The 23,924-nt window shown below is 67.7% G+C and carries 23 protein-coding genes; 6 read left to right on the top strand and 17 right to left on the bottom strand.

Annotated elements, in window-relative coordinates:
• Positions 1 to 3 precede the first annotated feature (3 nt).
• From FEZ61_RS16470 to FEZ61_RS16450, 5 genes are all read right to left on the bottom strand, one after another.
• Positions 4 to 1,464 carry an SLC13 family permease gene (locus tag FEZ61_RS16470; RefSeq protein WP_173149526.1) on the bottom strand — a complete coding sequence of 487 codons (1,461 nt, stop codon included), beginning with the start codon at positions 1,462 to 1,464 and terminating at the stop codon, positions 4 to 6.
• Between the two features lie 139 nt (positions 1,465 to 1,603).
• Entirely contained in the window at positions 1,604 to 2,242 is a 639-nt protein-coding gene (locus FEZ61_RS16465; RefSeq protein ID WP_058790666.1) for an aldolase, read from the bottom strand.
• The gene (gene otnK / locus FEZ61_RS16460; RefSeq protein ID WP_173149524.1) at positions 2,239 to 3,531 is read right to left on the bottom strand and encodes a 3-oxo-tetronate kinase; all 1,293 of its coding nucleotides are present in this window, start codon (positions 3,529 to 3,531) and stop codon (positions 2,239 to 2,241) included. Before otnK ends, FEZ61_RS16465 begins: the two co-directional genes overlap by 4 nt.
• A 5-nt stretch (positions 3,532 to 3,536) precedes the next feature.
• Positions 3,537 to 4,430, bottom strand: coding sequence for an L-threonate dehydrogenase (ltnD, locus tag FEZ61_RS16455; protein ID WP_133863183.1), 894 nt, complete (start codon positions 4,428 to 4,430; stop codon positions 3,537 to 3,539).
• Positions 4,431 to 4,453: 23 nt separating this feature from the next.
• Positions 4,454 to 5,158 (bottom strand): FadR/GntR family transcriptional regulator, encoded by a 705-nt coding sequence (locus FEZ61_RS16450; RefSeq protein ID WP_173149522.1) that lies wholly within the window; start codon positions 5,156 to 5,158, stop codon positions 4,454 to 4,456.
• Between the two features lie 192 nt (positions 5,159 to 5,350).
• On the opposite strand from FEZ61_RS16450, the gene dksA reads away from it, so the two are divergent.
• A complete protein-coding gene (gene dksA, locus FEZ61_RS16445) occupies positions 5,351 to 5,755 on the top strand; it encodes an RNA polymerase-binding protein DksA (RefSeq protein ID WP_173149520.1) in 405 nt (134 codons plus the stop codon).
• Positions 5,756 to 5,925: 170 nt separating this feature from the next.
• Here dksA and pdxY read toward each other — a convergent pair whose 3' ends face one another.
• Complete coding sequence (gene pdxY, locus FEZ61_RS16440; protein WP_064309387.1) at positions 5,926 to 6,819, bottom strand: pyridoxal kinase PdxY; 894 nt, start codon at positions 6,817 to 6,819, stop codon at positions 5,926 to 5,928.
• A 198-nt stretch (positions 6,820 to 7,017) separates the two neighbouring features.
• On the opposite strand from pdxY, the gene FEZ61_RS16435 reads away from it, so the two are divergent.
• A complete protein-coding gene (locus FEZ61_RS16435; RefSeq protein ID WP_173149518.1) occupies positions 7,018 to 7,455 on the top strand; it encodes a DUF4345 family protein in 438 nt (145 codons plus the stop codon).
• Here FEZ61_RS16435 and FEZ61_RS16430 read toward each other — a convergent pair whose 3' ends face one another.
• The gene (locus tag FEZ61_RS16430; protein WP_064309386.1) at positions 7,456 to 8,388 is read right to left on the bottom strand and encodes a LysR family transcriptional regulator; all 933 of its coding nucleotides are present in this window, start codon (positions 8,386 to 8,388) and stop codon (positions 7,456 to 7,458) included. It lies immediately after the preceding gene.
• 120 nt (positions 8,389 to 8,508) lie between these two features.
• Between FEZ61_RS16430 and fpr the strand changes: the two genes are divergently transcribed.
• Positions 8,509 to 9,288 (top strand): ferredoxin-NADP reductase, encoded by a 780-nt coding sequence (fpr, locus tag FEZ61_RS16425; protein WP_007160677.1) that lies wholly within the window; start codon positions 8,509 to 8,511, stop codon positions 9,286 to 9,288.
• Positions 9,289 to 9,425: 137 nt separating this feature from the next.
• A complete protein-coding gene (locus tag FEZ61_RS16420) occupies positions 9,426 to 10,112 on the top strand; it encodes a dihydrofolate reductase family protein (RefSeq protein ID WP_173149516.1) in 687 nt (228 codons plus the stop codon).
• Here FEZ61_RS16420 and FEZ61_RS16415 read toward each other — a convergent pair.
• The 6 genes from FEZ61_RS16415 to FEZ61_RS16390 all read right to left on the bottom strand — a co-directional run bounded on the left by FEZ61_RS16415 (position 10,109) and on the right by FEZ61_RS16390 (position 16,683).
• The gene (locus tag FEZ61_RS16415; protein WP_173149514.1) at positions 10,109 to 12,334 is read right to left on the bottom strand and encodes a bifunctional diguanylate cyclase/phosphodiesterase; all 2,226 of its coding nucleotides are present in this window, start codon (positions 12,332 to 12,334) and stop codon (positions 10,109 to 10,111) included. The two genes, FEZ61_RS16420 and FEZ61_RS16415, sit on opposite strands and share 4 nt — an antisense overlap.
• Positions 12,335 to 12,687: 353 nt before the next feature.
• A complete protein-coding gene (gene ppnN / locus FEZ61_RS16410; protein ID WP_173149512.1) occupies positions 12,688 to 14,064 on the bottom strand; it encodes a nucleotide 5'-monophosphate nucleosidase PpnN in 1,377 nt (458 codons plus the stop codon).
• Between the two features lie 119 nt (positions 14,065 to 14,183).
• Entirely contained in the window at positions 14,184 to 14,879 is a 696-nt protein-coding gene (gene tsaA, locus FEZ61_RS16405; protein ID WP_173149510.1) for a tRNA (N6-threonylcarbamoyladenosine(37)-N6)-methyltransferase TrmO, read from the bottom strand.
• 31 nt (positions 14,880 to 14,910) lie between these two features.
• Positions 14,911 to 15,183, bottom strand: a complete 273-nt coding sequence (locus tag FEZ61_RS16400; protein ID WP_017638627.1) for a hypothetical protein — start codon at positions 15,181 to 15,183, stop codon at positions 14,911 to 14,913.
• A 69-nt stretch (positions 15,184 to 15,252) separates the two neighbouring features.
• Positions 15,253 to 15,879: a CatB-related O-acetyltransferase gene (locus tag FEZ61_RS16395; protein WP_173149508.1), complete on the bottom strand. Its 627-nt coding sequence runs from the start codon at positions 15,877 to 15,879 to the stop codon at positions 15,253 to 15,255.
• A gap of 54 nt (positions 15,880 to 15,933) precedes the next feature.
• Entirely contained in the window at positions 15,934 to 16,683 is a 750-nt protein-coding gene (locus FEZ61_RS16390; RefSeq protein WP_173149506.1) for a haloacid dehalogenase type II, read from the bottom strand.
• 99 nt (positions 16,684 to 16,782) lie between these two features.
• Between FEZ61_RS16390 and FEZ61_RS16385 the strand changes: the two genes are divergently transcribed.
• Complete coding sequence (locus FEZ61_RS16385) at positions 16,783 to 17,370, top strand: HAD family hydrolase (RefSeq protein WP_160923312.1); 588 nt, start codon at positions 16,783 to 16,785, stop codon at positions 17,368 to 17,370.
• Positions 17,371 to 17,462: 92 nt separating this feature from the next.
• Complete coding sequence (locus FEZ61_RS16380; protein WP_173149504.1) at positions 17,463 to 19,652, top strand: ATP-binding protein; 2,190 nt, start codon at positions 17,463 to 17,465, stop codon at positions 19,650 to 19,652.
• A 3-nt stretch (positions 19,653 to 19,655) separates the two neighbouring features.
• Here the strand turns inward: FEZ61_RS16380 and FEZ61_RS16375 are convergent, their stop codons facing one another.
• The 4 genes from FEZ61_RS16375 to FEZ61_RS16360 all read right to left on the bottom strand — a co-directional run bounded on the left by FEZ61_RS16375 (position 19,656) and on the right by FEZ61_RS16360 (position 23,894).
• Positions 19,656 to 20,657 carry a hypothetical protein gene (locus tag FEZ61_RS16375; protein WP_017638622.1) on the bottom strand — a complete coding sequence of 334 codons (1,002 nt, stop codon included), beginning with the start codon at positions 20,655 to 20,657 and terminating at the stop codon, positions 19,656 to 19,658.
• An 18-nt stretch (positions 20,658 to 20,675) separates the two neighbouring features.
• Entirely contained in the window at positions 20,676 to 21,536 is an 861-nt protein-coding gene (locus FEZ61_RS16370; protein WP_017638621.1) for a neutral zinc metallopeptidase, read from the bottom strand.
• A gap of 118 nt (positions 21,537 to 21,654) precedes the next feature.
• A complete protein-coding gene (locus FEZ61_RS16365; RefSeq protein WP_173149502.1) occupies positions 21,655 to 22,722 on the bottom strand; it encodes an NAD(P)-dependent alcohol dehydrogenase in 1,068 nt (355 codons plus the stop codon).
• Between the two features lie 239 nt (positions 22,723 to 22,961).
• Entirely contained in the window at positions 22,962 to 23,894 is a 933-nt protein-coding gene (locus tag FEZ61_RS16360; RefSeq protein WP_173149500.1) for a LysR family transcriptional regulator, read from the bottom strand.
• Positions 23,895 to 23,924 lie beyond the last annotated feature (30 nt).

Below are 23,924 nucleotides of genomic sequence, written 5' to 3'. Positions count from 1 at the left end.
AGGTCAGACGAAGGGCCAGAGCAGCAGGGTGATGGTGAAGCCCAGGCACCCCAGCAGGGTGGTCAGGACGGTCCAGGTACGCAAGCCGTCGGCGACGCTCAGGCCGACCAGCTTGGTGAAGATCCAGTAGCCGGCGTCGTTGATGTGCGACACGGCCAGACCACCGGCGCCCATGGCCAGGCAGAGCAGGGCCATGTGGTTGGCCGAGAGGTCCAGGGTAGCAATCAGCGGGCCGAGGATGCCGGCGGTGGTGACCAGGGCCACGGTGGTGGAGCCCTGCACCGCGCGCAGCAGCAGGGTCAGCACGAAGCCCAGCGCCAGCACCGGCAGGCCGGTGGCGCGCAGCAGCTCCGAGACCACCGCGCCGATACCGGTGTCCACCAGCACCTTGCCGAAGACGCCGCCGGCGCCGGCGATGAGGATGACCATGGCGACGCCGGGCAGCGCCGAGCCGATGACGTCCGAGACCTGCTCGCGCGACCAGCCACGGCGGAAGCCCAGCACATAGGCGCACAGCAGGGTGTCGATCAGCAGCGCCACCAGGGGCGCGCCAATCACGGTGAAGATGTCGCGCAGCAGGTTGCCGGCCGGTAGCCAGCTGGTGGCCAGGGTGCCCAGCAGGATCAGCACGATGGGCAGCAGGATCAGGGTCACCACCAGGCCGAAGCCGGGGGCCGGGGCGGGCGGCAGGCCGGCGGCGAGGCCGGCCGGGGTCTCGTCGACCTTGACCGCGGCGGCGCCGAGGCTGGGCAGGCCGGGGGCCATGTCCTGGCCGCGGCCCCACTGCTGCAGATGGGTGTCGGTGATCTGCGGACCATAGACGTCGCTGCGGATGTCGTCGGTCATGGGGTAGTGACGACGGGTCATGCGCCCGGCCACCCACCAGCCGATCAGGGCCAGCACGGCGGTGATCGGCAGGCCGAACAGCAGCACCCGACCCAGGTCGGCGCCCAACTGGCCGGCGGCGGCAACGGCGCCCGGATGGGGCGGCAGCATGGCGTGCACGGTGAGCATGGTGGCGCACATTGGCAGGGCAAAGACGATCAGCGGTTTGCGCGCGGTGCGGGCGATGCCATAGGCCAGCGGCATCAGCACGATCACCCCGACCTCGAAGAACACCGGGATGCCGACCAGGAAGCCGGCCAGGGTCAGGGCCAGTGGCGTGCGCCGGTTGCCGAAGCGCTCGATCAGCGTCTTGGCCAGGGCCTCGGCGCCGCCGGAGAGTTCGATGATGCGGCCGATCATGGCGCCCAGGGCGATGATGATGGCGATGTGGCCAAGGATCTTGCCCATGCCGCCTTCGATGGTGGCCACCAGCTTGGACGGTTCCACCCCGGCCGCCAGGGCCACCAGGATGCTCACCAGCATCAGCGCCACGAAGGGCTGGAACTTGTACTTGAGGACCAGGAACAGCAGCAGGGCGATGCCCGCCGCGGCGATGAGGACCAGGAGCAACGGACTCATGAACGGGACTCCAGGCGGGTAGGGCTGACGACGTAAGACATGGCACTTTCCTCGCTATTGTTGTTTTTCCAGGGCAAGCCGATCCCGCGACGGCCGGCAAGGGCCATCGTGGGGGTATTGCGGTAGCGCGGGCTTCAGGTCACCAGACGGCGCCGAAGGTCTCCGCCAGTTCGGCCAGGGCGGCAGCATCGAGCGGCGCCGGTCGCGGCTCGGTCAGCAGCCACAGCCGCGCGGTTTCTTCCAGCTCCTCCAGGGCGAAGCTGGCCTTGCTCACGCTGCTCTCCCAGACCACCGGGCCGAGGCGTTCGAGCATCACGCCCCTTACCCGGTTGGCCAGTTGCGCCACCTGCTCGGCGACGCTGGCGGCGCCGGGACGGGCATAGGGGATCAGCGGGATATGGCCGACCTTCATCACTTGGTAGGGGGTGATCGGCGGCAGGATGTCGTCGGGGCGCCAGACGCCGGCCAGGGTCAGGGCCACCAGGTGGGTGGAGTGGGTGTGCACCACGCCGCCCACGCCTGGGTTGCGGTCATAGACCTGACGATGCAGGGCCAGGGTCTTGGACGGCTTGTCGCCGGAGACCCAGTCGCCATCCAGGCCGACCTTGGCGATGGCGGCCGGATCCAGGCGACCCAGGCAGGCGTCGGTGGGGGTGATCAGCCAGCCGTCTTCCAGGCGGGCGCTGATGTTGCCGGCGCTGCCCACGGTGTAGCCGCGGGCATAGAGGCTGGCGCCGACGGTGCAGATTTCTTCGCGCAGACGGGCTTCGACGCTCATGCCTGCTCTCCTGCCAGCTGGCGCAGGGCCTTGGCGAAGAAGTCGCGGCTGCCGAAGTTGCCGGACTTGAGCGCCAGGGCCAGGGGTTCGCCCGCGACCTGGCCGAGGGTGGCCGGCACGCCCGGATCGATCTGGGCGCCGATGCGCAGGCTTTGCACGCCCAGGGCCTGGACCACGGCGCCGGAGGTCTCGCCACCGGCCACCACCAGACGGCGTACGCCTTGGTCGAACAGGCCGCGGGCGATCAGGCCGAGGGCGCGTTCCACCAGTTCACCGGCGCGTGCCACGCCCAGTTCGCGCTGGATGGCCTTGACCTCGTCGGCAGGGCTGGTGGCATAGATCAGCACGGCCTGGCCTTGCTCCCGCGCCCAGGCGAGGGCGGCGTCGATGGAGTCGTCACCCCGGGCCAGGGCCAGCGGGTCCAGGCGTAGCGCGGGACGACCGGCTTCCAGCCAGGCGGCGACCTGGCCATTGGTGGCCTGGGAGGCGCTGCCGGCCAGCACCGCCTCGCCACCGGCGGGCAGGTCGAGGGCGGCGGCATCATGGGCCTGGAGCAGGCCGGCGCGGCGGAAGTTCTCCGGCAGGCCCTGGGCGATGCCCGAGCCGCCGGTGACCAGGGGCAGCTCGGCACAGGCCGCGCCCAGGGTATGCAGGTCGGCGTCGGACAGGGCATCGGCGATGGCTAGGCGATGACCCGAGCGACGCAACTCGTCGATAGCTGCGCGCACGGCCTCCGGGCCTTTGGCGACCTGGTCATAGCGCAGCAGTCCGACGGTGCCGCGGCTCTGCGCCTGCAGCACCCGCACCAGATTGGCGTCGCCCATGGGCGTCAGCGGGTGATGCTGCATGCCGGATTCGCTGAGTAGCTGGTCCTGCACGAACAGGTGGCCGCGGAACAGGGTGCGCCCGGTTTCCGGGAAGGCCGGGCAGGCCAGGGTGAAATCGCAGTCCAGTGCCTCCTGCAGCGCCTCGGCTACCGGGCCGATGTTGCCTTCGGCGGTGGAATCGAAGGTCGAGCAGTACTTGAAGAAGAACTGCCGGCAGCCGCGCTGGCGCAGCCAGGCGAGGGCGGCCAGGGATTCGCTCACCGCCTCGGCGGCCGGCGTGGTGCGGGATTTCAGCGCCACTACCACGGCGTCGGCGGCCTCCAGTTCGGCGTCGGCTGCGGGCACGCCGATCACCTGCACGGTGCGCATGCCGCCACGCACCAGCATGTTGGCGAGATCGGTGGCGCCGGTGAAGTCGTCGGCGATGCAGCCCAGCAGCGGGCGGGTCTCGGTCTGGCTCATGGGTTTCACTCCGCGGCCTTGGGCAGCTCGATGCCCGGGAAGATCTTGATCACCGCCGAGTCGTCTTCACGACCATGGCCGGCGGTGGACGCCTGCATGAACATCTGGTGGGCGGTGGCCGACAGCGGCAGCGGGAATTTCGAGGTGCGCGCGGTATCCAGCACCAGGCCCAGGTCCTTGACGAAGATGTCCACGGCGGACAGCGGGGTGTAGTCGGCCTTGAGGATGTGCGGCACGCGATTCTCGAACATCCAGGAATTGCCGGCGCTGTGGGTGATGACCTCGTAGAGGGCGTCCGGATCGACGCCTTCGCGCAGGCCGAGGGCCATGGCCTCGGCGGAGGCGGCGATATGCACCCCGGCCAGCAGCTGGTTGATGATCTTGACCTTGGAACCCTGGCCGGGTGCATCGCCCAGGCGATAGACCTTCCCGGCCATGGCGGCCAGTACCGCCTCGCCCTTGGCATAGGCTTCCGCGGTGCCGGAGGTCATCATGGTCATCTCGCCACTGGCGGCCTTGGCGGCGCCCCCGGAGAGCGGAGCGTCCAGCAGCAGGATGCCGCGCTCGGCCAGGCGCTCGCCCAGCTCCACGGCGTAGGCCGGGGCCACGGTGGCGCAGGCGATCACCAGGCTGCCCGGCCGCAGGGCAGAGGCGGCGCCGCCTTCACCGAACAGCACAGCTTCGGTCTGCTCGGCGTTGACCACCACGGTGATCAGGATGTCGCAGCTGTCGGCCAGGGCCGCAGGCGAGGTGCAGGCGACACCACCTTCGCTGGCGAAGCTTTCCAGCACGCTGGCACGCACATCGCAGGCATGCACGGCGAAACCCGCGCGCAGCAGCGAACGGGCGACGCCCAGACCCATGGCCCCGAGGCCGATGACACCGACGTTGTCTTGCATCTTGTTGTTCTCCAGAAAGGTGGTCAGGCGAAGCCGGCCTGCCGCAGGCGGCGGGCGGCGTTGTAGATGTGCTGGCGGGCGGCGTTGGCGGCGGCCAGGGGGTCACCGAGGCGGATGGCGGCAACGATGGCCTGGTGTTCTTCGTGCACCTGGCGGGAAAAGTCCTCGCGCCGCGCCTCGTTGGTACGGGTGATGCGCGTGGCCGTCTCCAGGTACTGGCTGACGAATTCCAGGGTCTTGATGAAGTAGGGGTTGCCGGCGGCCTGGGCGATGGTGCGGTGGAAGGCCACATCGGCGCGTACCCCGTCGTGGCCGTCGGCGACGTCTTCGTCGATGGCGGTCAGGGCCTCGTCGATGGCCACCAGATCGGCTTCGCTGCGGTTGATGGCGGCCTCGGAGGCGATCTCTGCCTCGACAGCGCGGCGCAGGGCCAGCAGGTGGAAGACGCTACCAGGCAGGCTGGCTTCGTCGGCGTCGATACGCAGTGGGCGGATGCTGGCGTGGGTGGTGACGAAGATGCCGCGCCCCTGCTGGGGCTGCAGCACGCCTTCGTTCTTCAGCCGCGAGATGGCTTCGCGCACCACGGTACGGCTGACGCCGAAGGCTTCGGAGAGCAGGGCTTCGCTGGGGATCTTGCTACCGGGGGCGAAGACACCGGCTTCGATCTTGTCCAGCAGCTGTTGAGCGACGCTGTCGCTCAACACATTGGCGGGAACCTTGGCGAACATGGAGACCTGCTGTTGTGGTTGTAAGGTTGTCATACAGGTTGTGGCGCTACTCTCTCATAGCCTTTTGTCTTTGTGTAGTGGTTTGGCAAAGGCACTACGAGATTTTTGTGACGGCTTCGCTAGGTACAAGACCCAGGCTAGAGCACTCGTGAAGTGTTATAATATAACATCTTTATCGAGGAGCGCTGTCGTATGACCCCTGAAGAACTCTTGGCCCAGCCCGAGTCGGCCTACATGAACGAGGCCCAACGCGACTTCTTTCGCCGGCTGCTGCTCGACCAGCGTGGCGATCTGCAGCGGCTGATCGACGAGCAGGTGGAAGACCTGCGTGGCATGGACGCCCACGGCGATCCGGCCGATGTCGGTAACGCCGAGCAGCAGCGGCAATGGCAACTGCGCCAGCTGGAACGGGAGAAGAAGCTGCTGGACAAGATCGACGAGGCGCTGGAGCGCCTGGCCCGTGATGAGTATGGGTGGTGCGAGGAGACCGGCGAACCCATTGGCCTGGCACGGCTGCTGCTGAGACCCACCGCCACCCTTGGCGTCGAAGCGAAGGAACGCCAGGAGCAGCGCGAGCGGCATATGCAGTCGTCGTGAGGGTGCGGTGACTGGGCTTTCCCTCACCCCAGCCCTCTCCCGAGGGGAGAGGGGGCGGTATGGCGCAGGAAGGGTCGCCCGTAGGTTGGGCTGAGACGGCTACTCCGTCGAAGCCCAACAGAGCGCTGCAAACGTGGCACCGTTGGGCTTCGCTGACGCTCAACCCCAACCTACGCAAGCCGCTGTGCCTCGAACAACTCGCCTGGTCGCACGATTTGCTCGCGGGCGGCGATCAGGGGCAGGTCGCGGCTGCCGGGAGCTGTGCGGGCGACCAGGGCGTAGAGGGCGCTGACCGCATGGGACGCCGCGGCGGGCGTGGACTGGCCGTTCAGCAACTGGCCGAGCAGCACCGCCGAGAAGACGTCACCCATGCCGTTGGGCAGTGGTTGCAGGTCCAGGTAGGGCGTCTGCACCAGCCAGGCATCCTGGCTTTCCACCACCAGGGTACTGAGGACGTCGGCGGGCAGGTCCGGGGTGCGCAGGCTGGTGATGACGATGGTCGCGGGGCCCGGCTGACCAGGGCGGCCAAGCAACAGGCGGGCGGCGCTCACCGCGTCGGCGGTATCCGCCAGCGGCTGCCCGTGCAGCAATTCGAATTCGTACTGGTTGGGGGTGATCAGGCTGGCCTGTTCGATGGCGCGGCGGCGCAGGAAGTCGGGGATGCCGGGACGCACGAATATGCCGCGACCGACATCGCCCATCACCGGATCGCAGAGGTAGTGCAGATCGCTGCGCTGGCGACGGATCTCCTGGACCACGCCCAGGATCACCTCGCCGATGGCGGCATCGCCCAGGTAGCCGGAGAGCACCGCTACGCAGCGCTCCAGCACGCCGCGGGCGCGCAGGCCGTCGAGCACGTCGTGGATGTGTTCGGGCGGAAAGACCTGGCCCTTGAATTCGCCGTAGCCGGTGTGATTGGAGAACTGCACCGTGTTGACCACCACCGGCTGCAGGCCGAGCAGTTGCAGCGGCAGGGTGGCGGCGGCGTTGCCGACGTGGCCATAGGCGACATGGGACTGGATGGACAGCACCAGCGGCGGCTGGGCGGGTAGGGTGGCGGGCATGGCGGTCACCTGGGCAGCGGGCTCGCGATCCGAGCCGAAAACGAAAGGTCTCTGCAGCTTACCCCAGCCCTTCCGGCGAACCCTAACCCGCCTGCGGCGGTCTGCATCGGCAGTGCGGATCGCTACCTGCGCCAGGTCGTTTGGCTGGCTACACTGGAGCGGCTGTCATCCACCTCTGGCCCCAAGGAGAAACGGGGAATGTCCGAGCTTCGCTTCGCACGTCTGGTGTTGTGTCTGCAGGCCCTGGTCTGGTTTGGACTCGCCCTGGCGCACTGGTTCTACCCCTACGAGATGGCCAATGCCCGCGGCATGGTGCTGATGGATTCGGCGTCGGTGGCCGAAGCGCGGGTCTGGTATGGCGGCATGCAATTCGCCTTGGCGCTGTTTGCCGTGCTGGCCTTCCGGCGGGCGGAATGGCTGTCGGCCGGTCTGCTGCTGGTGGCCTTCGTGCAGCTGACGCTGTTCGTGGTGCGGCTGATCAGCGGTGTACTGGGCGAGTCGGCCACCGCCGAACTGGATCTCTATTCCCAGGGCTATCGCCTGGTGATCGGCGTCCTGGCGCTGCTGGCGCTGCGCGCGCACCGCCGCCACGAGCAGCGGGAACTGGAGAATCGCCGGATCTACCAGGGCCAGTGACTAGCGTCCGGGCCGGGGCCGCGCGGTGTCGATCTGATCGCTGCGGGCGAGGCCCAGGGTCAGCTGGCGACAGAGGTCGAGGAATTCGACCATGGCCCCGGTCTGGTACTTCTGCTTGTGCCAGATGAAGCAGAACTGGCGACGCAGATCCAGGGTCGGGGTCGCGATGGGCACCAGGGTGCCGCGGGCGAAGGCATCACGCAGCGCCAGCCGTGACAGGCAGCCGATGCCTAGCCCCGACTCCACCGCGCGCAGGATGGCCTCGGTGTGTTCCAGCTCCAGGCGCACGTCCAGCGGCTGGGCGTGATGGCGCATGGCCTGGTCGAAGGTCAGGCGGGTGCCGGAACCCTGTTCGCGCAGGATCCAGGCCTGGGCTTCCAGTTCGGCCTGGGTGGCCTGCCTGCCCGCGAGGACGTGGCCGGGCGCGCAGAACACCACCAGTTCGTCCTCGATCCAGGGCTGCACTTCCAGATCCGGATGCTGGCAGTCGCCTTCGATCAGGCCGAGGTCGATGTCATGGTTGGCGATGCGTTGCACCACGCTGGCGGTGTTGTGCACGTGCAGTCGCACCCGGCAGTCGGGGTGGCGCTGCATGAAGTCGCCCAGCAGCAGGGTGGCCAGGTAGTTGCCGATGGTGAGGGTGGCGCCGACCTCCAGGGAGCCGAAGCCGGTCTTGCCGCGCAGCAGATTTTCCACCTCGGCGCTGCGGTCGAGCAGGGCCACCGCCTTGGGCAGCAATTGCCGGCCCAGGGCGTTGAGCGTCAAACGCTTGCCCGCGCGGTCGAATACCCGGCAGTCGAATTGCCGTTCCAGTTCGCCCAGGGCGGTACTGGTGGCCGACTGCGACAGACTGAGCGCCTCGGCCGCGCGGGAAACGCTTTCCTGGCGGGCCACGGCGACGAAGACCTCGAGTTGACGCAACGTGAATCTCATATCTGCCTTTTGGATAACCTATATTCGAATTATTCATTTCACGGATATTTTCCCCCTCTATAAACTGTCGCGCAATTTCTATCCAGCCCCGGGCTGTACCGATTTTTCCTGGAGTCATCGATGAGCAACCTGTACACCGAGCGCGTCCTGAGCGTTCATCACTGGAACGACACCCTGTTCAGCTTCAAGACCACCCGCAACGCGGGCCTGCGTTTCGAGAACGGTCAGTTCGTGATGATCGGCCTGGAGACCGAAGGCGGTCGTCCGCTGATGCGTGCCTACAGCATCGCCAGCCCCAACTATGAAGAGCACCTGGAGTTCTTCAGCATCAAGGTGCCGGACGGCCCCCTGACCTCGCGCCTGCAGCACCTCAAGGAAGGCGACAACCTGATGGTCAGCCGCAAGCCCACCGGCACCCTGATCCTCAGTGACTTGAAGCCCGCCAAGCACCTCTACCTGCTGAGCACCGGCACCGGCATGGCGCCCTTCCTGAGTACCATCCAGGATCCGGAGACCTACGAGCGCTTCGAGAAGGTGATCCTGGTCCACGGCGTGCGCTACGTGAACGAGCTGGCCTATGCCGACTTCATCACCAAGACCCTGCCGGAGCACGAGTTCATCGGCGATCTGGTCCGCGAGAAGCTGATCTACTACCCCCTGGTCACCCGCGAGGAATTCCGCAACCAGGGTCGTCAGACCGACCTGATGCGCAGCGGCAAGCTGTTCGCGGACATCGGCCTGCCGCCGATCAATCCGCAGGACGACCGCGCCATGATCTGCGGTAGCCCGAGCATGCTGGACGAGACCAGCGCCGTGCTGAACGAATTCGGCCTGACCATCTCGCCACGCATGGGCGATCCGGGCGACTACCTGATCGAGCGCGCCTTCGTCGAGAAGTAACGCGAGCAGACTCCGCGAAAACCCGCCCTCCGGCGGGTTTTTCGTTTCCACGACCCGGCGGGCTGAACTCCCCCGGCGCCGGGCCGGTCGGTTGCTGCAAGGCGTGTCATGGCGACACGCTATTGCCGGGAGTCCCCATGAAGCCCTATGTGATCTGCCATATGATGTCGTCGGTCGACGGTCACGCCCTCACCGATGGCTGGGACCGCGCCGTCAAGAAGCAGGCCGATGCCACCTACGAGCGCCTGGCCGAGCGCTTTGAATTCGACGCCTGGGCCTGTGGCCGGGTGACGATGGAAGAGATCGCCCACGGCGAGGGTTATCCCACCGGCGTCGCCCAGGCGCCCATCCCTCGCACCCACCATTTCGCCCTGCGCGACGCCGCCAAGTACGCCATCGCCATCGATCCCCAGGGCAAGGTGGCCTGGAAAAAGAACGAAGCCCTGGATTCCCACGTGGTGGCGGTGCTCACCGAAGGCGTCAGCGACGACTACCTGGCCCACCTGCAGAACATCGGTGCCTCCTATGTCTTCGGCGGCAAGCAGGAACTGGACCTGGCCGCGGTGCTGGAACTGCTGAACGCCGAGCTGGGCATCGAGCGGCTGGTGGTGGAAGGCGGTCCCCACGTCAGCGGCTCCTTTGTCGCCGCCGGCCTGGTGGACGAGATCAGCGTGCTGATCATTCCGCTGGTGGACGGCCGCGGCGCCCATCCGGCCTCCTTCGAGATCGCCGAGCAGGCCTGGCAGCAGCCGCTGTACCTCAAGCTGGATACGGCCGAAGCCCAGGACGACGGCAGCGTCTGGCTGCGCTATCGGCGCGGCTAGCCGAGCGCCCTGGCCAGCGCCAGGGCGTCGGCATCCGCCTCCGCCTGGGCCTGCAGCGGGCAGACTCCGCTGGCATAGCGAGCGATCACCTCGGGCACCTGGGCCAGGGGCACCGGTCGGCTGATGTGATAGCCCTGGATGAAGTCGCAGCCCAGGGCGCACAGCAGCCGCAGCTGCTCCAGGTGTTCGACGCCCTCGGCGGTGACCTTGAGCTTAAGCGGTCGGGCCATGCCGATGATGGCCTGGACGATCTGGTGATCGGCGTTGCCCTCGGCCAGCCCGGTGACGAAGGAGCGGTCGATCTTCACGGTATCGATCGGCAGGCGCTTGAGATAGGCCAGCGAGGAATAGCCGGTGCCGAAGTCGTCGATGGACACCGTCACGCCCAGGTCGCGGATGCGTTGCAGGAGCTCGGCGGTGGGCTGCACGTTCTTGACCAGGGCATTCTCGGTCACCTCCAGTTCCAGGCGCCGCGGCGACAGCCGGTGGTCGTCCAGCCGCCAGGCGATCTGCCCGGGCAGGGCGTCGTTGCTCAGGCTCAGCGCCGAGCAGTTGACCGCGATGCGCAGCTCCGTGAGGCCGGCGGCGGTCAGCTCGGCCAGGTCGTGGCAGGCACGTCTGAGCACCCAGGCGTCCAGGTCCTCGATGAAGCCGTTGGCCTCGGCCACGCCGAGAAAGCAGTTGGGCGCCAGCATGCCGAGGCGGGGATGGTCCCAGCGGATCAGGGCTTCGGCCTTGTCCAGCTGGCCGCTGGCGACATCCAGGATCGGCTGATAGTAGAGCTGCAGCCCGCGTTCCTCGACCAGGGCTTCGCGCAGTTCGGCTTCCAGCTCCAGTTGCAGCGAGATCTTCTCGCGCAGGGTCTCGTCGAAGAAGCTGTAAGTGTTGCGGCCATTACCCTTGGACAGATAGAGCGCGAGATCCGCGCTCTTGAGCAATTCCTCGCAGCAGCCGCCGTCGCGGGGATAGAGACTGATGCCGATGCTGGTGGTCATCACCAGGGTGCGGTTGCCGATGGTGACGGGGTTGCGCAGGCGTTCCAGGATGCGCTGGGCCAGCTGCCTGGCCTCTTCGGGCCCGGCGAGGCTGGCCAGGATGCAGAATTCGTCACCGCCGAAGCGCGCCACCAGATCGCCTTCGCGTACCGCGTCGCGAATGATCTTGGCCATGGCCACCAGCAGCTGGTCGCCGGCATCGTGGCCGAGGCTGTCGTTGATGCGCTTGAAGTGATCGATGTCGAGAAACATCACTCCCAGGTTGCGCCCCTGCTGGGCGTGGCGTTCGAGGATCTCGGCGAAGGCCTGGTTGAAGGCGCGGCGATTGTGCAGGTCGGTGAGGGGGTCGTAGTGCGCCGCCTGCTGCAGCGAGGCGCGGGCCTCGTCGAGCTGGCCGACCAGGGAGTTGACCCGCTCCAGGTCGTTTTCCTTGCGTTGCAGCTGGCGATCCGCCCAGGCCGCGCCCAGGCCGCCCACCCCCAGCAGCAGGGCGATGATGGCGATGCCCACCCCCAGCTGCCAGGAATTGCTGGCGCCTTGCAGGGTGCTTTCGGTCTGGGCCGGTGCGATCAGCACCATGGACCACATGCCGGTGAAGTGCATGGCGGCGATGGCCAGTCCCATCACCAGGGCGGTGGCCATGCGCAGCCAGCGATAGATGCCGGTGTAGTGGCGACGGAAGATCTGGATCAATTGCAGCGCGGCGAAGCTGGCCCCTACGGCGATGCCGATCGACAGCAGGAAGGGCAGTGGTCGATAGAGCACCACGGCCTCGGTATGCACCGCCGCCATGCCGGTGTAGTGCATGAGCACGATGCCCACGCTCAGCACGATACCGGCCTTGAGGCGCTGCCCCAGGGTGAGGTCGGGCTGGCTGAGGGCGGGCATGGCCATGAGTCCGGCCAGCACCACGATCAGCAGCGAGGCGATGGTGATGAAGAGGTCGTAGTGCACCCGGGTGGGCACGGTGAAGGCGAGCATGGCGATGAAGTGCATGCCCCAGACGCCGAAGCCGAAGCTCAGGGCGCCCATCAGACTCCAGGCCCGCCGCCGCGCCAGGGTGCGGGTCTGGCCGATGCGCTCGGCGAACACCAGGGTGACATAGCAGGCGCTGACCGCGACCAGGTAGGCGAGCGCCACCAACCAGGCATCATGCTGGCCGTGCAGGTGCACCTGGTCTTGGGTGAGAGGGGCGACCAGAAAGTCGAGTCCCAACCAGTTGTTCATTCCGTTGCCTCGGCAGGAAATCCAGCGCGACTGAACGAAGGCTGCCCGACCGGAGCTCGTCGATCCGGGCAGTCTTCACCACGGCAGTCGCCGCTTTGGGTTTAGCTTGCCTTGCCCTATCGGCGCGGTGAAGAGGGGCTTTAACGCACACCCAGGCAGTTAGCGCGCGAGGTTTTTTTCAAGCAGGCAGGGGGCGGTGGAAACGCGCCGGTCGAGCAGGGCGGAGCGCTCTAGATAGCTAGCTAGCGACTTTGTGATGGCACTTGGCCGGCAAGTCGACCGTTCGTCGAGCGGGGTGATGACGAACGGTCGAGCGTGGGAAAAACCGGCCGAAAAGGCCGGCGTGAAAGGATTCAGCTGACCACGCGGTAGCAGGGCTCGTAGGCCGCGCCGCCCGGTAGCTTCATGCGGTGCTGCTCGACGAAGGCCTGCAGCAGCCGGTCTAGCGGGCGCATGATGTCGGGATCGCCATGGATCTCGTAAGGCCCGCGTTCCTCGATCAGCTGGATGCCCTTGGCCTTGACGTTGCCCGCGACGATGCCGGAAAAGGCGCGCCGCAGGTTGGCGGCCAGTTCGTGGGGCGGCACGGCATGGGTCAGTTGCAGAGCCGCCATGTTCTCGTGAGTGGGATCGAAAGGACGCTGGAAGCCTTCCTCGATGCGCAGCAACCAGTTGAAGTGGAAGGCATCGTGACGCTCGCGGCGGAACTGCTTGACCGCCTTTAGGCCCTGGGCCATCTGCCGCGCTACCTCGACCGGATCATTGACCACGATTTGGTAGTGGCGCTGGGCGGCTTCGCCCAAGGTGGCGCCAATGAAGGCGTGCAACTGTTCGAGGTAGGGCGCGGCGCTCTGCGGACCGGTGAGTACAACGGGGAAGGGGATGTCTCTGTTGTCCGGGTGCATGAGGATGCCCAGCAGGTAGAGGAACTCCTCCGCCGTACCGGCGCCGCCGGGAAAGATGATGATGCCGTGGCCCGCGCGGACGAAGGCCTCCAGGCGTTTCTCGATGTCCGGCAGGATCACCAGTTCGTTGACGATGGGGTTGGGCGCCTCGGCGGCGATGATGCCCGGCTCGGTGAGGCCCAGGTAGCGACCGCCCTGGAGGCGCTGCTTGGCGTGGGCGATGGTGGCGCCCTTCATCGGGCCCTTCATCACGCCCGGGCCGCAGCCGGTGCAGATGTCCAGGTTGCGCAGGCCGAGTTCGTGGCCGACCTTCTTGGTGTACTTGTATTCCTCGGTGCTGATGGAGTGACCGCCCCAGCAGACCACCATCTTCGGCTCCACGCCGGCGCGCAGGGTGCGGGCGTTGCGCAGGAGGTGGAAGACGTAGTCGGTGATGCCCTCGGAGCTCTCCAGATCGATGCGCAGGCTGCTCTGCTCGCTCTCGGTGTAGACGATGTCACGCAGGGCGCTGAACAGCATCTCGCGGGTGCTGGCGATCATCTCGCCGTCGACGAAGGCATCGGCCGGGGCGTTGACCAGTTCCAGGCGCACGCCGCGGTCCTGCTGGTGGATGCGGATCTCGAAGTCCTGGTAGGCCTCGAGGATGGTCTTGGCGTTGTCGCTGTGGGCGCCGGTGTTGAGGATGGCCAGGGCGCACTGGCGAAAGAGCTGGTAGAGGTTGCCCGAGCCGGCGGCGCTGAGCTGCTGGACCTCGCGCTGGGAAAGGGTCTCCAGGCTGCCCTTGGGGCTGACCTGAGCGTTGATGACCTGTCTGCTTGGAGCCATAGATGCTTCCCTATCGGTGATACGGCCGAACGGCGGCCGTAGCCGGGTGCGGACCACTTCATGCGATCCGGCACTGTCATTGTTGGGGGCGCGGGCGCCGGAATGCAAACGGGGCCGTGTCAGACCGCGGCGGTGACGTCCAGCACCTGGATGGAGGTCGCGGTTGGATAGTGCCAGTGCACCTCCACATCCCACAGCCGCACCCCGTAGCGCCGCTCGGGCGTCGGCGTCTGGTAGGCCGGGCGTGGATCCTGGGCCAGGCACTGCTCGATCAGTTCGGCCAGGGGCTCGCCCAGGCGTTGGCCATGGGCCTCGGCCTGGACCCGCGCCGCGTCCGCCCAACTGACCGCGAGGGCCGGCGGGGGCGCCTCGGCGATGGCGTTGTGGGCGCCTGGGGGGCTGTCGGCATAGGGCACATAGGGCTTGATGTCCAATACCGGGGTGCCGTCGAGCAGATCGATCCCCGAAAGCAGCAGCCGTCCCGGTTCCAGGCCGTCGAGGCGTACCACCGACTGGCCGATGCCATTGGGTCTATGGGTGGCGCGGGTGGCGAAGACGCCCAGGTAGCGATTGCCGCCCAGGCGGGGTGGCCGCACCCGCAGCCGCGGCTGGCTTTCCAGGGCCTGGTGGAACAGGAACAGCAGCCAGACATGGCTGACGCCTTCCAGACCCGCGACCGCTTCGGGCCGGTCGAAGGGCGGCAGCAGTTCCAGCACGCCACGGGCGGCCGGGGCCAGCGCGGGTTGCCGGGGAATGGCGAATTTCTCCTTGAAGCAGGAGCGGACGTGGCCGATGGGGGTGACGCTGTACTGCATGGGCGGGGGCCGTCTGACGCAGGGCCGGTCATTATGCCCTGCCCGAGGCCTCCGCGACCGCAGCGGCCGGCGCTTCGCCGGCGTTGCGGCGCACCCCGCGCAGATTCATCGCCGCCAGGCCCAGCTGCAGCACGATCAGGGCATAGGCCTCGGCCTGCAGGCCCCAGGCGATCCACAGACCGTTGCTGAGCAGGAACACCCAGAAGCCCAGGTTGCGCCGGCCCTGACGCTGAGAGGCCACCAGCCAGGCGGCGAGCAGGGTGATGGCCATGGCCGGCCATTGCAACAGATCGAGCGCTTCCATGGAGAACCTTCAACGGAGTGACTAATGAAGGTGAACCCTGGGAGCGGTTCCGAGTTCCAGGTGACGGCTTCAGGGCGCCGGATGGCGCGCCCGCGCGTAGGCGATGAAGCCCTCGATATCGGCACTGCACAGGTGTTCGCCGGCGGCCAGGATCTCGGCTTCGGGCCAGTCCCACCAGGCGATGTCGAGCAGCGCCTGGCAGGTGGCTTCGGGAAAGCGCCAGCGGATGAAGCGCGCCGGATTGCCGCCCACCACCGCATAGGGCGGCACGTCGCGGGTGACCACGGCGCCGGCGGCGACCACGGCGCCATGGCCGATGGTGACGCCGGAGAGGATCAGCGCATCGGTGCAGATCCAGCAATCGCTGCCGATCACCACGTCGCCGCGGGTGCCGCCGTAGTCGGTGATGTGGGCCAGGTCGTCGACGAAGGCAGGGAAGGGATAGGTGGTTACCCAGTCCATCCGGTGGAGGCCGCCGAGCAGGATGCGCACGCCCTCGGCGATGGAGGTGTAGCGTCCCAGGCGCAGGGTGGCGCCTTCCTTGAGATCGAACACCCTGGGCGCGCCGTAGGTGCCGGCACCGATCTCATAGTCGGGCAGCTCGCGGCGCAGGCGCGCCGTGCGCTGGTGCAGGCGGGGCAGGGCGGCCAGCGCCTGGCGTTCACGTTTCTTGCGCAGCTTGTCGAGAAAACCCATGGCGATGCCCTGGCGAAAGGTATCCGGCAGGATACCGAAGCGCCCGGGCCGCGCTCAATCGCCGGCCTCGGGCTCCGCCGGATCTCGCTCGATGGCCGCCATGCCCAACTGGTCGGCGAGGTCCTGCAGGTCGCTCGCTTCCAGATCCCAGCCGCCGCTGGACACCTCGCCACCGGCTGGGCCCTTTTCCCGTGGGCGCTGGATGAAGGCGGTGGCCAGGCCCAGCTCCTTGGCCGCCTGCAGGTCGCCATTGTGGGCGGCGCAGAGCATCACCTGTTCCGGTTGCAGGTCGAGCAGGGCGCAGGCACCCAGGTAGACCTCCGCGGCCGGTTTGTAGCGCTTGAAAAGATCGGCGCCGAACAGCATGTCCCAGGGCAGCCCGGCGTGGCGGGCCATGTCCAGCAGCAGGCTGACATTGCCATTGGACAGGGCGCAGACCGGATAACCCTGGCGCAGCCGCGTGAGACCCGGTACGGCATCGGGCCAGGGCGTCAGCTGGTGCCAGAGGCGATTGATCCAGGCCACCTCGGCGGTGGTCAGGCCGACCAGGCCGTGGCGTGGCAGCAATTCGTCCAGCGCCAGACGATGGACCTCGTCGAGGGGCAGCCAGGGCAGGCTGCGGGCGGCGATCTGCGGCAGGATGGCTTCATAGGCTTCGGCGCGCCAGGCATCGGCCAGCCGCTCCCAGTCGCCCTGGACGCCGTGCTTGGCGGACAGTCCTTGCAGACCAGTGACCAGACTGCCGCGCCAATCCACCACGGTGCCGAAGACATCGAAAAGTAGCGCCCGAACGGTCGTCGTCATGGGTAGACTCCTGCAGAAGGTTGTCTCCACCAGACGGATCACGGGTGACGGGGGTTCCCCCAAAGTGCCCGAAGGTCACCCTCGCCAAAGGATCTCTGCATGACGCTGCGCCACCTCAGCCACTGGGTGTTCGATATGGATGGCACCCTGACCCTGGCGGTACACGACTTCGCCGCCATTCGCCGGCACCTGGGCATTCCCGAGCAGGCCGACATCCTCCACCACCTGGCCGAGCTGCCCGCCACTGAGCGCGAGGCCAAGCACGCCTGGCTGTTCGAGCACGAGCGCGAACTGGCGGTGGCCGCCCGCCCGGCGCCGGGCGCGGTGGAGCTGGTGCGCGCGCTGCATGAGCGCGGCTGCCACCTGGGCATCCTGACCCGCAATGCTCGCGACCTGGCACTGCTGACCCTGGCCGCCATTGGCCTGGAGGACTGCTTCGATCCGCCTGCCGTACTGGGTCGCGACGAGGCGGCGCCCAAACCCGATCCGGGCGGTCTGCTGCGGCTGGCCGAACGCTGGCGGGTGGCGCCCGCCAGCCTGGTGATGGTCGGTGATCACCGCTACGACCTGGAGTGTGGGCGGGCGGTGGGGTGTCGCACCTTGCAGGTCAATCAGCCCGGTGATCCCTGGCCCGCGGCGCGTGACCAGCGCTTCGAGACCTGTGCGGAGATCCTGGCGGCGCTCTGACGCTGGAAATTTGTCCGTTAGGCGTAAATAGTCTGTTGTTTGCCTGGCCGCTGGCTAAGATGCCGGCTTCGGATTCAGGTCGGGCCAGCCGTATGAGCCTCCACACGCCTTCGAGCGATCAGCCAGCCTCCGGCGATCTGCGCCAGTACGAGCGTCAGACGCTGGAAAGCCTTGCCACCGGCCTGCCCCTGACCCAGGTGCTGCACACGCTGCTGCAACGGGTGGAGGTCCTGGCCCAGGTCCGCCTGCACGCCTGCATCCTGTTGCTCAGCGAGGATGGCCGTTATCTGCAGGACGGCATCGCGCCCAGTCTGCCGGACGCCTACAGCCGCGATCTCGGGCGGCTGGAGATCGGCCCGCTGGCGGGTTCCTGTGGCACCGCCGCCTACCGCCGCGAAGCCGTCTATGTCGAGGACATCGCCGGCGATCCGCTGTGGGCCGGCGCGCGCGACCTGGCGCTGCGCTATGGCCTGCGGGCCTGCTGGTCGATGCCGCTGTTGGCCCTGGACGGTCGGTTGCTGGGCACCTTCGCCAACTATTTCCTCGAGCCGCGGCGCCCGCTGGCCGCCGAGCGCGACGCCTTCCGCCTGGTCACCGAGACCGCCGCCCTGGCCATCGAGCGCCATCAGGCGGATCTGCAGCTGCGCGAGAGCGAAGACCACTATCGGCACCTGGTGGAACTCAATCCCCAATACACCTGGACCTGCGATCCCAGCGGTCAGCACATGGTCTTTTCGCCGCGCTGGCAGCAGCTGACCGGCCAGCCGATGCTGGAAGCCGATAGCTTTTGGACGGTGGTGCATCCGGACGATCGCCAGGCGACCCGGCAGGCCTGGGACGTGGCGTGCAGCGCCGGTCAGGCCTACGACCGCGAACACCGGGTGCGGGTGGCGGATGGCAGCCATTGCTGGCTGCGTACCCGTGCCTATCCGCGCCGCGATGCGGCGGGCGCCGTGATCCGCTGGTACGGCACCAGCGAAGACATCGATGACCGTCGCGAGGCCGAGGAGGCCTTGCGCCGCGAGCGCGCCACCCTGGAGGTCCAGGTGCAGGCGCGTACCGCCGAGCTGGAAGAGACCAATCGCCAGCTGCGCGAAGAGATGCAGAATCGCGCCCGGGCCGAGGAGCTGCTGCGCCAGGCGCAGAAGATGGAAGCCGTGGGGCAGCTCACCGGCGGCATCGCCCATGACTTCAACAACTTGCTGGCCGGCATCCAGGCCAGCCTGGATCTCCTGCGCCGCCGCCTGGCGCCGGAGGTCCTGGCCGGGGTCGGCAACCTGCTCGACACCGCCACCCAGTCGGTAGGGCGGGGTGCCAGTCTCACCCATCGGCTGCTGGCCTTTTCCCGGCGCCAGACGCTCAATCCCCAGGCGGTCGACGTTGCCCGGCTGATCGGCGACTTCCAGGAGTTGCTGCGGCACAGCCTGGGGCCGCAGATCCGCTGCCAGCTCGAACTGGACGCCGAGCTCTGGCCGGTCGACGCCGATCCGCACCAGCTGGAAAACGCCCTGCTCAATCTGGCCATCAACAGCCGCGATGCCATGCCCGCAGGGGGCACCCTGACCATCAGCGCGCGCAATTGGGTGCAGCGCGACGCCGACCCGGCGCTGCCAGCGGGTGACTACCTGCTGATCGAGGTCGCTGACGACGGCGTGGGCATGCCTCCGGAGGTGCTGGAGCGGGTGTTCGAACCCTTCTTTACCACCAAGCCCGTGGGCCAGGGGTCCGGGCTGGGGCTGTCCATGATCTATGGTTTCGTGCGGCAGTCCCGTGGCCAGGTGAGCGTGACCAGTGCGCCAGGACAGGGCTGCCGGGTGAGCCTGCTGCTGCCGCGTCATCCGGCCCCGCCGATCCGCGCGCCGCTTGCGCTCTCCAGCGCCACGACCGGCCGTGCGCTACCCAGCGTCCGGGTGCTGCTGGTGGAAGACGACGCGGTCATCCGCGCGTTGCTGGTGCAGCTGTTCGTCGAACTGGGCTGGCGGTATCGCGACGCCGTCGATGCCGAAGCGGCCCTGGCAGCGCTGCGCGAAGGCGAAGGCTTCGACCTGTTGATCACCGATGTCGGGCTACCGGGACTGAACGGCCGCTTGCTGGCCAATGCGGCCCGTACCCTCAGACCGCAGTTGCCGATCCTCTTCATCACCGGTTATGCGGCGGGCAACGCGCCACCCGTGCCCCTGGTCGGCGAGCGGATGGCCGTGCTGGGCAAGCCCTTCACCCTGGAGGTCCTGGTCGACCGGGTACAGGAGCTGCTGGGCAAGCCCGAAACCCTGGAAGGTTGAGCGCTAGCCGCCAGCGCCGAACAGCGCCCGACGACCCTCGGGCGAGGTGAAAAGGGCATCGCCGTTGTGACCGACGCCCGGCACCTCCACCAGCGGCTGGCGCAGCTCCGGATGACGGCCCTGCAGGTAACGGTAGTAGTTCAGTCCGCGGGCCAGGCGATAGGGGCCCTGGGCCTCGGCGGCGCAACCCTTGTCCAGCGCCGGATGGTTGGGGTCGGTGTCCTCGGCGCCCAGCAGGTAGGTGACGTCGAGCTCCGCATAGTGCTGCTCCAGGCTGGCCGCCGGGCGTCCTTCGGCATAGGCCGGCAGGCCCTGCATGCCGTATTTCCAGGTGTCGAAATCCGGGCAACTGGCCGCGCCGGCGAAGGGCACGGGTTGGCCCTGGGCATCCGGGCGACGCGCATCGAAATAGGCATAGGACGACGGATTGGCCACCACGTATCTCAGGCGGATGCCCGTGGCGGCGAGGGCGCGCTCGCCGTGGCCGAGCACGGCGTAGCGCTGCACCACCTGGCCACCGCCGGAATGCCCGGCGATCACCACCTCCTGCAGATTGGGCAGGCGCTGGCGGTCCGCCAGGCGGGCGAGCAGGGCGTCGAACACGGCGAAACTGCTCAAGGGTTGCGGGCCCAGGGCGGGCTCGCCGCCCATCCAGGCATTGCCCTGCCAGCGCAGCAGGTCGTCCGGCAGCCGATGCCGGTGGACGTCCTTTTCGTTGAGGAACTGCGGAGCGATCACCAGGGTGTCCGCCGCGGCGCCGGCCGCCGCCGTGGCCGTCTCGCCGGAACGGAAATAGGTGGCGGCGTTGCGCAGGCGACCATGGACGATCACCAGCGCGCGGCGAATTTCCGGGTGCGGCTGATTCCAGTCGGTGGATAGCTGCAACGCGGCCTGCGCCTGACCGATTGGCAAGCGGTCGCCGACGATACGGGCGACCCCCTCATGAGGCGCCGCCAGGGCGGGGCCCCAGGCCAAGGCCAGGCACAGCGCGAGCAGGCGACGCATGGGAGGCTCCCGGTGACGTTAGAGTGCCTTGGCGGCGAAGGTATCGCAGCTCTCCACCTTGCCACTGTCGAAGCCGGTACGGAACCACTTGACCCGCTGCGCGGAGCTGCCGTGGGTGAAGGAATCCGGTACCACGCGACCCTGGGACTGGCGTTGCAGGCGGTCATCGCCAATGGCGTTGGCGGCGTTCAGCGCCTTCTCCAGGTCACCCGGCTCCAGCCAGTTCAAGCGCTTCTGGGCGTCGTTGGCCCAGACCCCGGCATAGCAGTCGGCCTGCAACTCCAACCGCACCGACAACCCGGTGGCGCCTTCGGTGGGGATACCGCGACGGCGCGCCGCTTCCATCTTGTTGGTGGTGCCGGTGAGGTTCTGCACGTGGTGGCCGACCTCGTGGGCGATGACGTAGGCGCGGGCGAAGTCGCCGTCGGCGCCGAAGCGCTGCTGCAGTTCCTGGAAGAAGGTCAGGTCCAGGTAGACCTTGCTGTCCACCGGGCAATAGAAGGGGCCGCTGGCCGCGGTGGCGCCACCGCAACCGGATTGCACCTGGCCGTTGAACAGCACCAGCTTGGGCGGCTGGTACTGCTCGCCATGCGCCTGGAAGATGCGCGTCCAGGTGTTTTCGGTCTCACCCAGCACCACGCGGACGAAGTCCACCTGGCGATTGTCGGCCGGGGCGGTGGTCTCCTGCTGGCTGGGCGCGCTCTGGCCGCTGAGGCTGATCAGGTTGCCGAGGATCTGCGTCGGACTCTGGCCGCTGAGCAGGCCGAACACCACCACCAGGGCCACGCCACCCAGGCCCAGGCCGCCGCCGATCTTCATGCCGCGTCCGCCGCTGGCCTGTTGCACGTTGTCGCTACGTTGTCCCTTGTCCCACTGCATGGCGCTTGCCTCCTGATCTTTGCTATCGCTAAGACCGCAGGTCACAGCAAAAATGCGTTACCGGAAATGACAACGCCCGCGACGGGCGCGGGCGTTGTCAGCGGAGCGGAGCGTGGGATCAGGCCGCGGTCTGGCCCTGCTTGAGGCTCTGCATGTCGATCACGAAGCGATACTTCACATCGCTCTTGAGCATGCGCTCATAGGCGTGGTTGATGTCCTGGATGGCGATCTGCTCGATGTCCGAAACGATGCCGTGCTTGGCGCAGAAGTCCAGCATCTCCTGGGTCTCGCGGATGCCGCCGATGAGCGAGCCGGCCAGCTGGCGGCGCTTCATCACCAGGTTGAAGACGCTGGGCGCCGGGTGCGGCTCGGCGGGTACGCCGACCAGGGTCATGGTGCCGTCCCACTTGAGCAGGGTGAGGAAGGCGTCCAGGTTGTGCGGCGCGGCCACGGTGTTGAGGATGAAGTCGAAGCTGTTCGCGTGCGCGGCCATCTCGTCTTCGTTCTTCGACACCACCACCTCGTCGGCCCCCAGACGCAGGGCGTCGTCCTTCTTGTTGGCGCTGGTGGTGAAGAGCACCACGTGGGCACCCATGGCGTGGGCGATCTTCACGCCCATGTGGCCCAGACCACCCAGACCGACGATGCCGACCTTCTTGCCCGGACCGACCTTCCAGTGGGCCAGCGGCGAGTAGGTGGTGATGCCGGCGCAGAGCAGCGGCGCCACGGCGGCCAGGTTCTCGGTGTGGCTTACCTTGAGCACGAACTTCTCGTTGACCACGATGTGGTCGGAGTAGCCGCCCTGGGTGTTTTCGCTGCCGCCGTAGAGGTTGCCGTTGTAGGTGCCGGTGAAGCCGTTCTCGCAATAGGACTCTTCGCCGGCATCACAGGGGGCGCAGTGCTGGCAGCTGTCGACCATGCAGCCGACACCGACGCTGTCGCCGACCTTGAAGTTCTTCACGTGGGCACCGACCGCGGTGACGGTACCGACGATCTCGTGGCCGGGCACGGACGGATAGAGGGTGTTGTTCCACTCGTTGCGCGCGGTGTGCAGGTCGGAATGGCAGACGCCGCAGAAGAGGATGTCGATCTGCACGTCGTGGGCGCCGGGTTCGCGCCGCTCGAAGGAGAAGGGCGCCAGGGGCTGGTCGGCGGACTGGGCAGCGTAGCCTTGGGCTTGGCTCATGAGATACCTCATCTAGATGGTGGAACTGCAGGGTGGAGCGGGGCGGCCAGGCGGGCCTGGCCAGCTAGCAAACCGTCGATCCTGCGCAGCCAGGCACGGCGGCACCAATCGATCGTCTCGATATCGGTCATGCCGCCCATCGATGGAACTCATGGGCGGGCAGGGCACGAGGTCTTACGACCGGGGTGCCAGATCAGATGTTCCCGCCCTTGCCACGGCCCGCCGTCGACCGGTCGTGCCTAGCGGGACAGCCTGGGCGCCACGGTGGGCAACAGCCGGGTGGCCAGGTGATCGAGCAGCAGCCGGACCCGTGGCAGGGTCTCGCGACTGCGTGGCCATACCAGGTTGATCGGCGAGCCCTCGACGCCATGCTCGGGCAGCACATCGACCAGGGCGCCAGTGGCCAGGTGCTCGGCGATCAGCCAGGTCGGCAGCTGGGCGATGCCATGGCCAGCCAGCGCCGCCAGCACCTCGCCTTCGCCATCGCCCACTACCAGCCGCGGCTGGAACACCCAGCGTTCGCTATCGCCCGGCTGCTCGCCGCGCAGCTGCCAGGGGCTGACCAGGCCGTCGGCCTGGCGAAAGCCGATGCACTGGTGATCGACCAGGTCGGTCGGGGTCTGGGGTCGGCCATGCTGGGCAAGATAGGCCGGAGCGGCGCAAAAGACCTGGCGCTGGGTACCGAGGAAGCGATGCCCCAGGCTGGCCGGCCAGGCATCGGAGCCGCCGATGCGCACCAGGATGTCGATGCCCTCGTGCACCGGATCGACGAAGCGATCGGCGAACGACAGATCCGGTTGCAGCAGGGGATAGCGGTGCAGCAGCTCCAGGATCAGCGGCAGTACGTGCAGGCGGCCATAGGAAGCGGGCAGGTCGATGCGCACCCGGCCATGGGGCTCGCCCTCCTGGGCGGTCAGCCCTAGCTCGGCCTGTTCCAGCTCGGCCAGCACCCCGGTGCAGGTGCGATAGAAACTGGCGCCGGCCTCGGTCAGGCGCAGACGGCGAGTGGTGCGCTGGAACAGCCGCACGCCCAGGCGGCTTTCCAGACGGGCCACGCTCTTGCCGATGGCCGAGCCGGTGAGATTGAGACGCTCGCCGGCCGCGGTGAAGCTGCCGAGATCGGCCACGGTGACGAAGACGTCGAGGCCCTTGAGGCGTTCGGAGGAATACAAGGCTAGCTTCCTATTATGGAATATGATTCC

The sequence above is a fragment of the Pseudomonas sp. MS15a(2019) genome, assembly GCF_013277805.1.
GTDB classification, from domain to species: Bacteria; Pseudomonadota; Gammaproteobacteria; order Pseudomonadales; family Pseudomonadaceae; genus Chryseomonas; species Chryseomonas benzopyrenica.
Note: the sequence above shows the minus strand (reverse complement) of the source record. Positions and strands in the feature narration are given on the sequence as shown.

Coding starts and splice junctions, on each gene's coding strand:
- FEZ61_RS16370 (WP_017638621.1), bottom strand. CDS start 21,536: ATGCAGTGGGACAAGGGACAACGTAGCGACAACGTGCAACAGGCCAGC.
- tsaA (WP_173149510.1), bottom strand. CDS start 14,879: ATGCAGTACAGCGTCACCCCCATCGGCCACGTCCGCTCCTGCTTCAAG.
- fpr (WP_007160677.1), top strand. CDS start 8,509: ATGAGCAACCTGTACACCGAGCGCGTCCTGAGCGTTCATCACTGGAAC.
- pdxY (WP_064309387.1), bottom strand. CDS start 6,819: ATGCCCGCCACCCTACCCGCCCAGCCGCCGCTGGTGCTGTCCATCCAG.
- dksA (WP_173149520.1), top strand. CDS start 5,351: ATGACCCCTGAAGAACTCTTGGCCCAGCCCGAGTCGGCCTACATGAAC.
- ltnD (WP_133863183.1), bottom strand. CDS start 4,430: ATGCAAGACAACGTCGGTGTCATCGGCCTCGGGGCCATGGGTCTGGGC.
- FEZ61_RS16385 (WP_160923312.1), top strand. CDS start 16,783: ATGACGCTGCGCCACCTCAGCCACTGGGTGTTCGATATGGATGGCACC.
- otnK (WP_173149524.1), bottom strand. CDS start 3,531: ATGAGCCAGACCGAGACCCGCCCGCTGCTGGGCTGCATCGCCGACGAC.
- FEZ61_RS16365 (WP_173149502.1), bottom strand. CDS start 22,722: ATGAGCCAAGCCCAAGGCTACGCTGCCCAGTCCGCCGACCAGCCCCTG.
- FEZ61_RS16380 (WP_173149504.1), top strand. CDS start 17,463: ATGAGCCTCCACACGCCTTCGAGCGATCAGCCAGCCTCCGGCGATCTG.
- FEZ61_RS16450 (WP_173149522.1), bottom strand. CDS start 5,158: ATGTTCGCCAAGGTTCCCGCCAATGTGTTGAGCGACAGCGTCGCTCAA.
- FEZ61_RS16435 (WP_173149518.1), top strand. CDS start 7,018: ATGTCCGAGCTTCGCTTCGCACGTCTGGTGTTGTGTCTGCAGGCCCTG.
- FEZ61_RS16400 (WP_017638627.1), bottom strand. CDS start 15,183: ATGGAAGCGCTCGATCTGTTGCAATGGCCGGCCATGGCCATCACCCTG.
- FEZ61_RS16420 (WP_173149516.1), top strand. CDS start 9,426: ATGAAGCCCTATGTGATCTGCCATATGATGTCGTCGGTCGACGGTCAC.
- FEZ61_RS16375 (WP_017638622.1), bottom strand. CDS start 20,657: ATGCGTCGCCTGCTCGCGCTGTGCCTGGCCTTGGCCTGGGGCCCCGCC.
- FEZ61_RS16465 (WP_058790666.1), bottom strand. CDS start 2,242: ATGAGCGTCGAAGCCCGTCTGCGCGAAGAAATCTGCACCGTCGGCGCC.
- FEZ61_RS16430 (WP_064309386.1), bottom strand. CDS start 8,388: ATGAGATTCACGTTGCGTCAACTCGAGGTCTTCGTCGCCGTGGCCCGC.
- FEZ61_RS16415 (WP_173149514.1), bottom strand. CDS start 12,334: ATGAACAACTGGTTGGGACTCGACTTTCTGGTCGCCCCTCTCACCCAA.
- FEZ61_RS16390 (WP_173149506.1), bottom strand. CDS start 16,683: ATGACGACGACCGTTCGGGCGCTACTTTTCGATGTCTTCGGCACCGTG.
- ppnN (WP_173149512.1), bottom strand. CDS start 14,064: ATGGCTCCAAGCAGACAGGTCATCAACGCTCAGGTCAGCCCCAAGGGC.
- FEZ61_RS16470 (WP_173149526.1), bottom strand. CDS start 1,464: ATGAGTCCGTTGCTCCTGGTCCTCATCGCCGCGGCGGGCATCGCCCTG.
- FEZ61_RS16395 (WP_173149508.1), bottom strand. CDS start 15,879: ATGGGTTTTCTCGACAAGCTGCGCAAGAAACGTGAACGCCAGGCGCTG.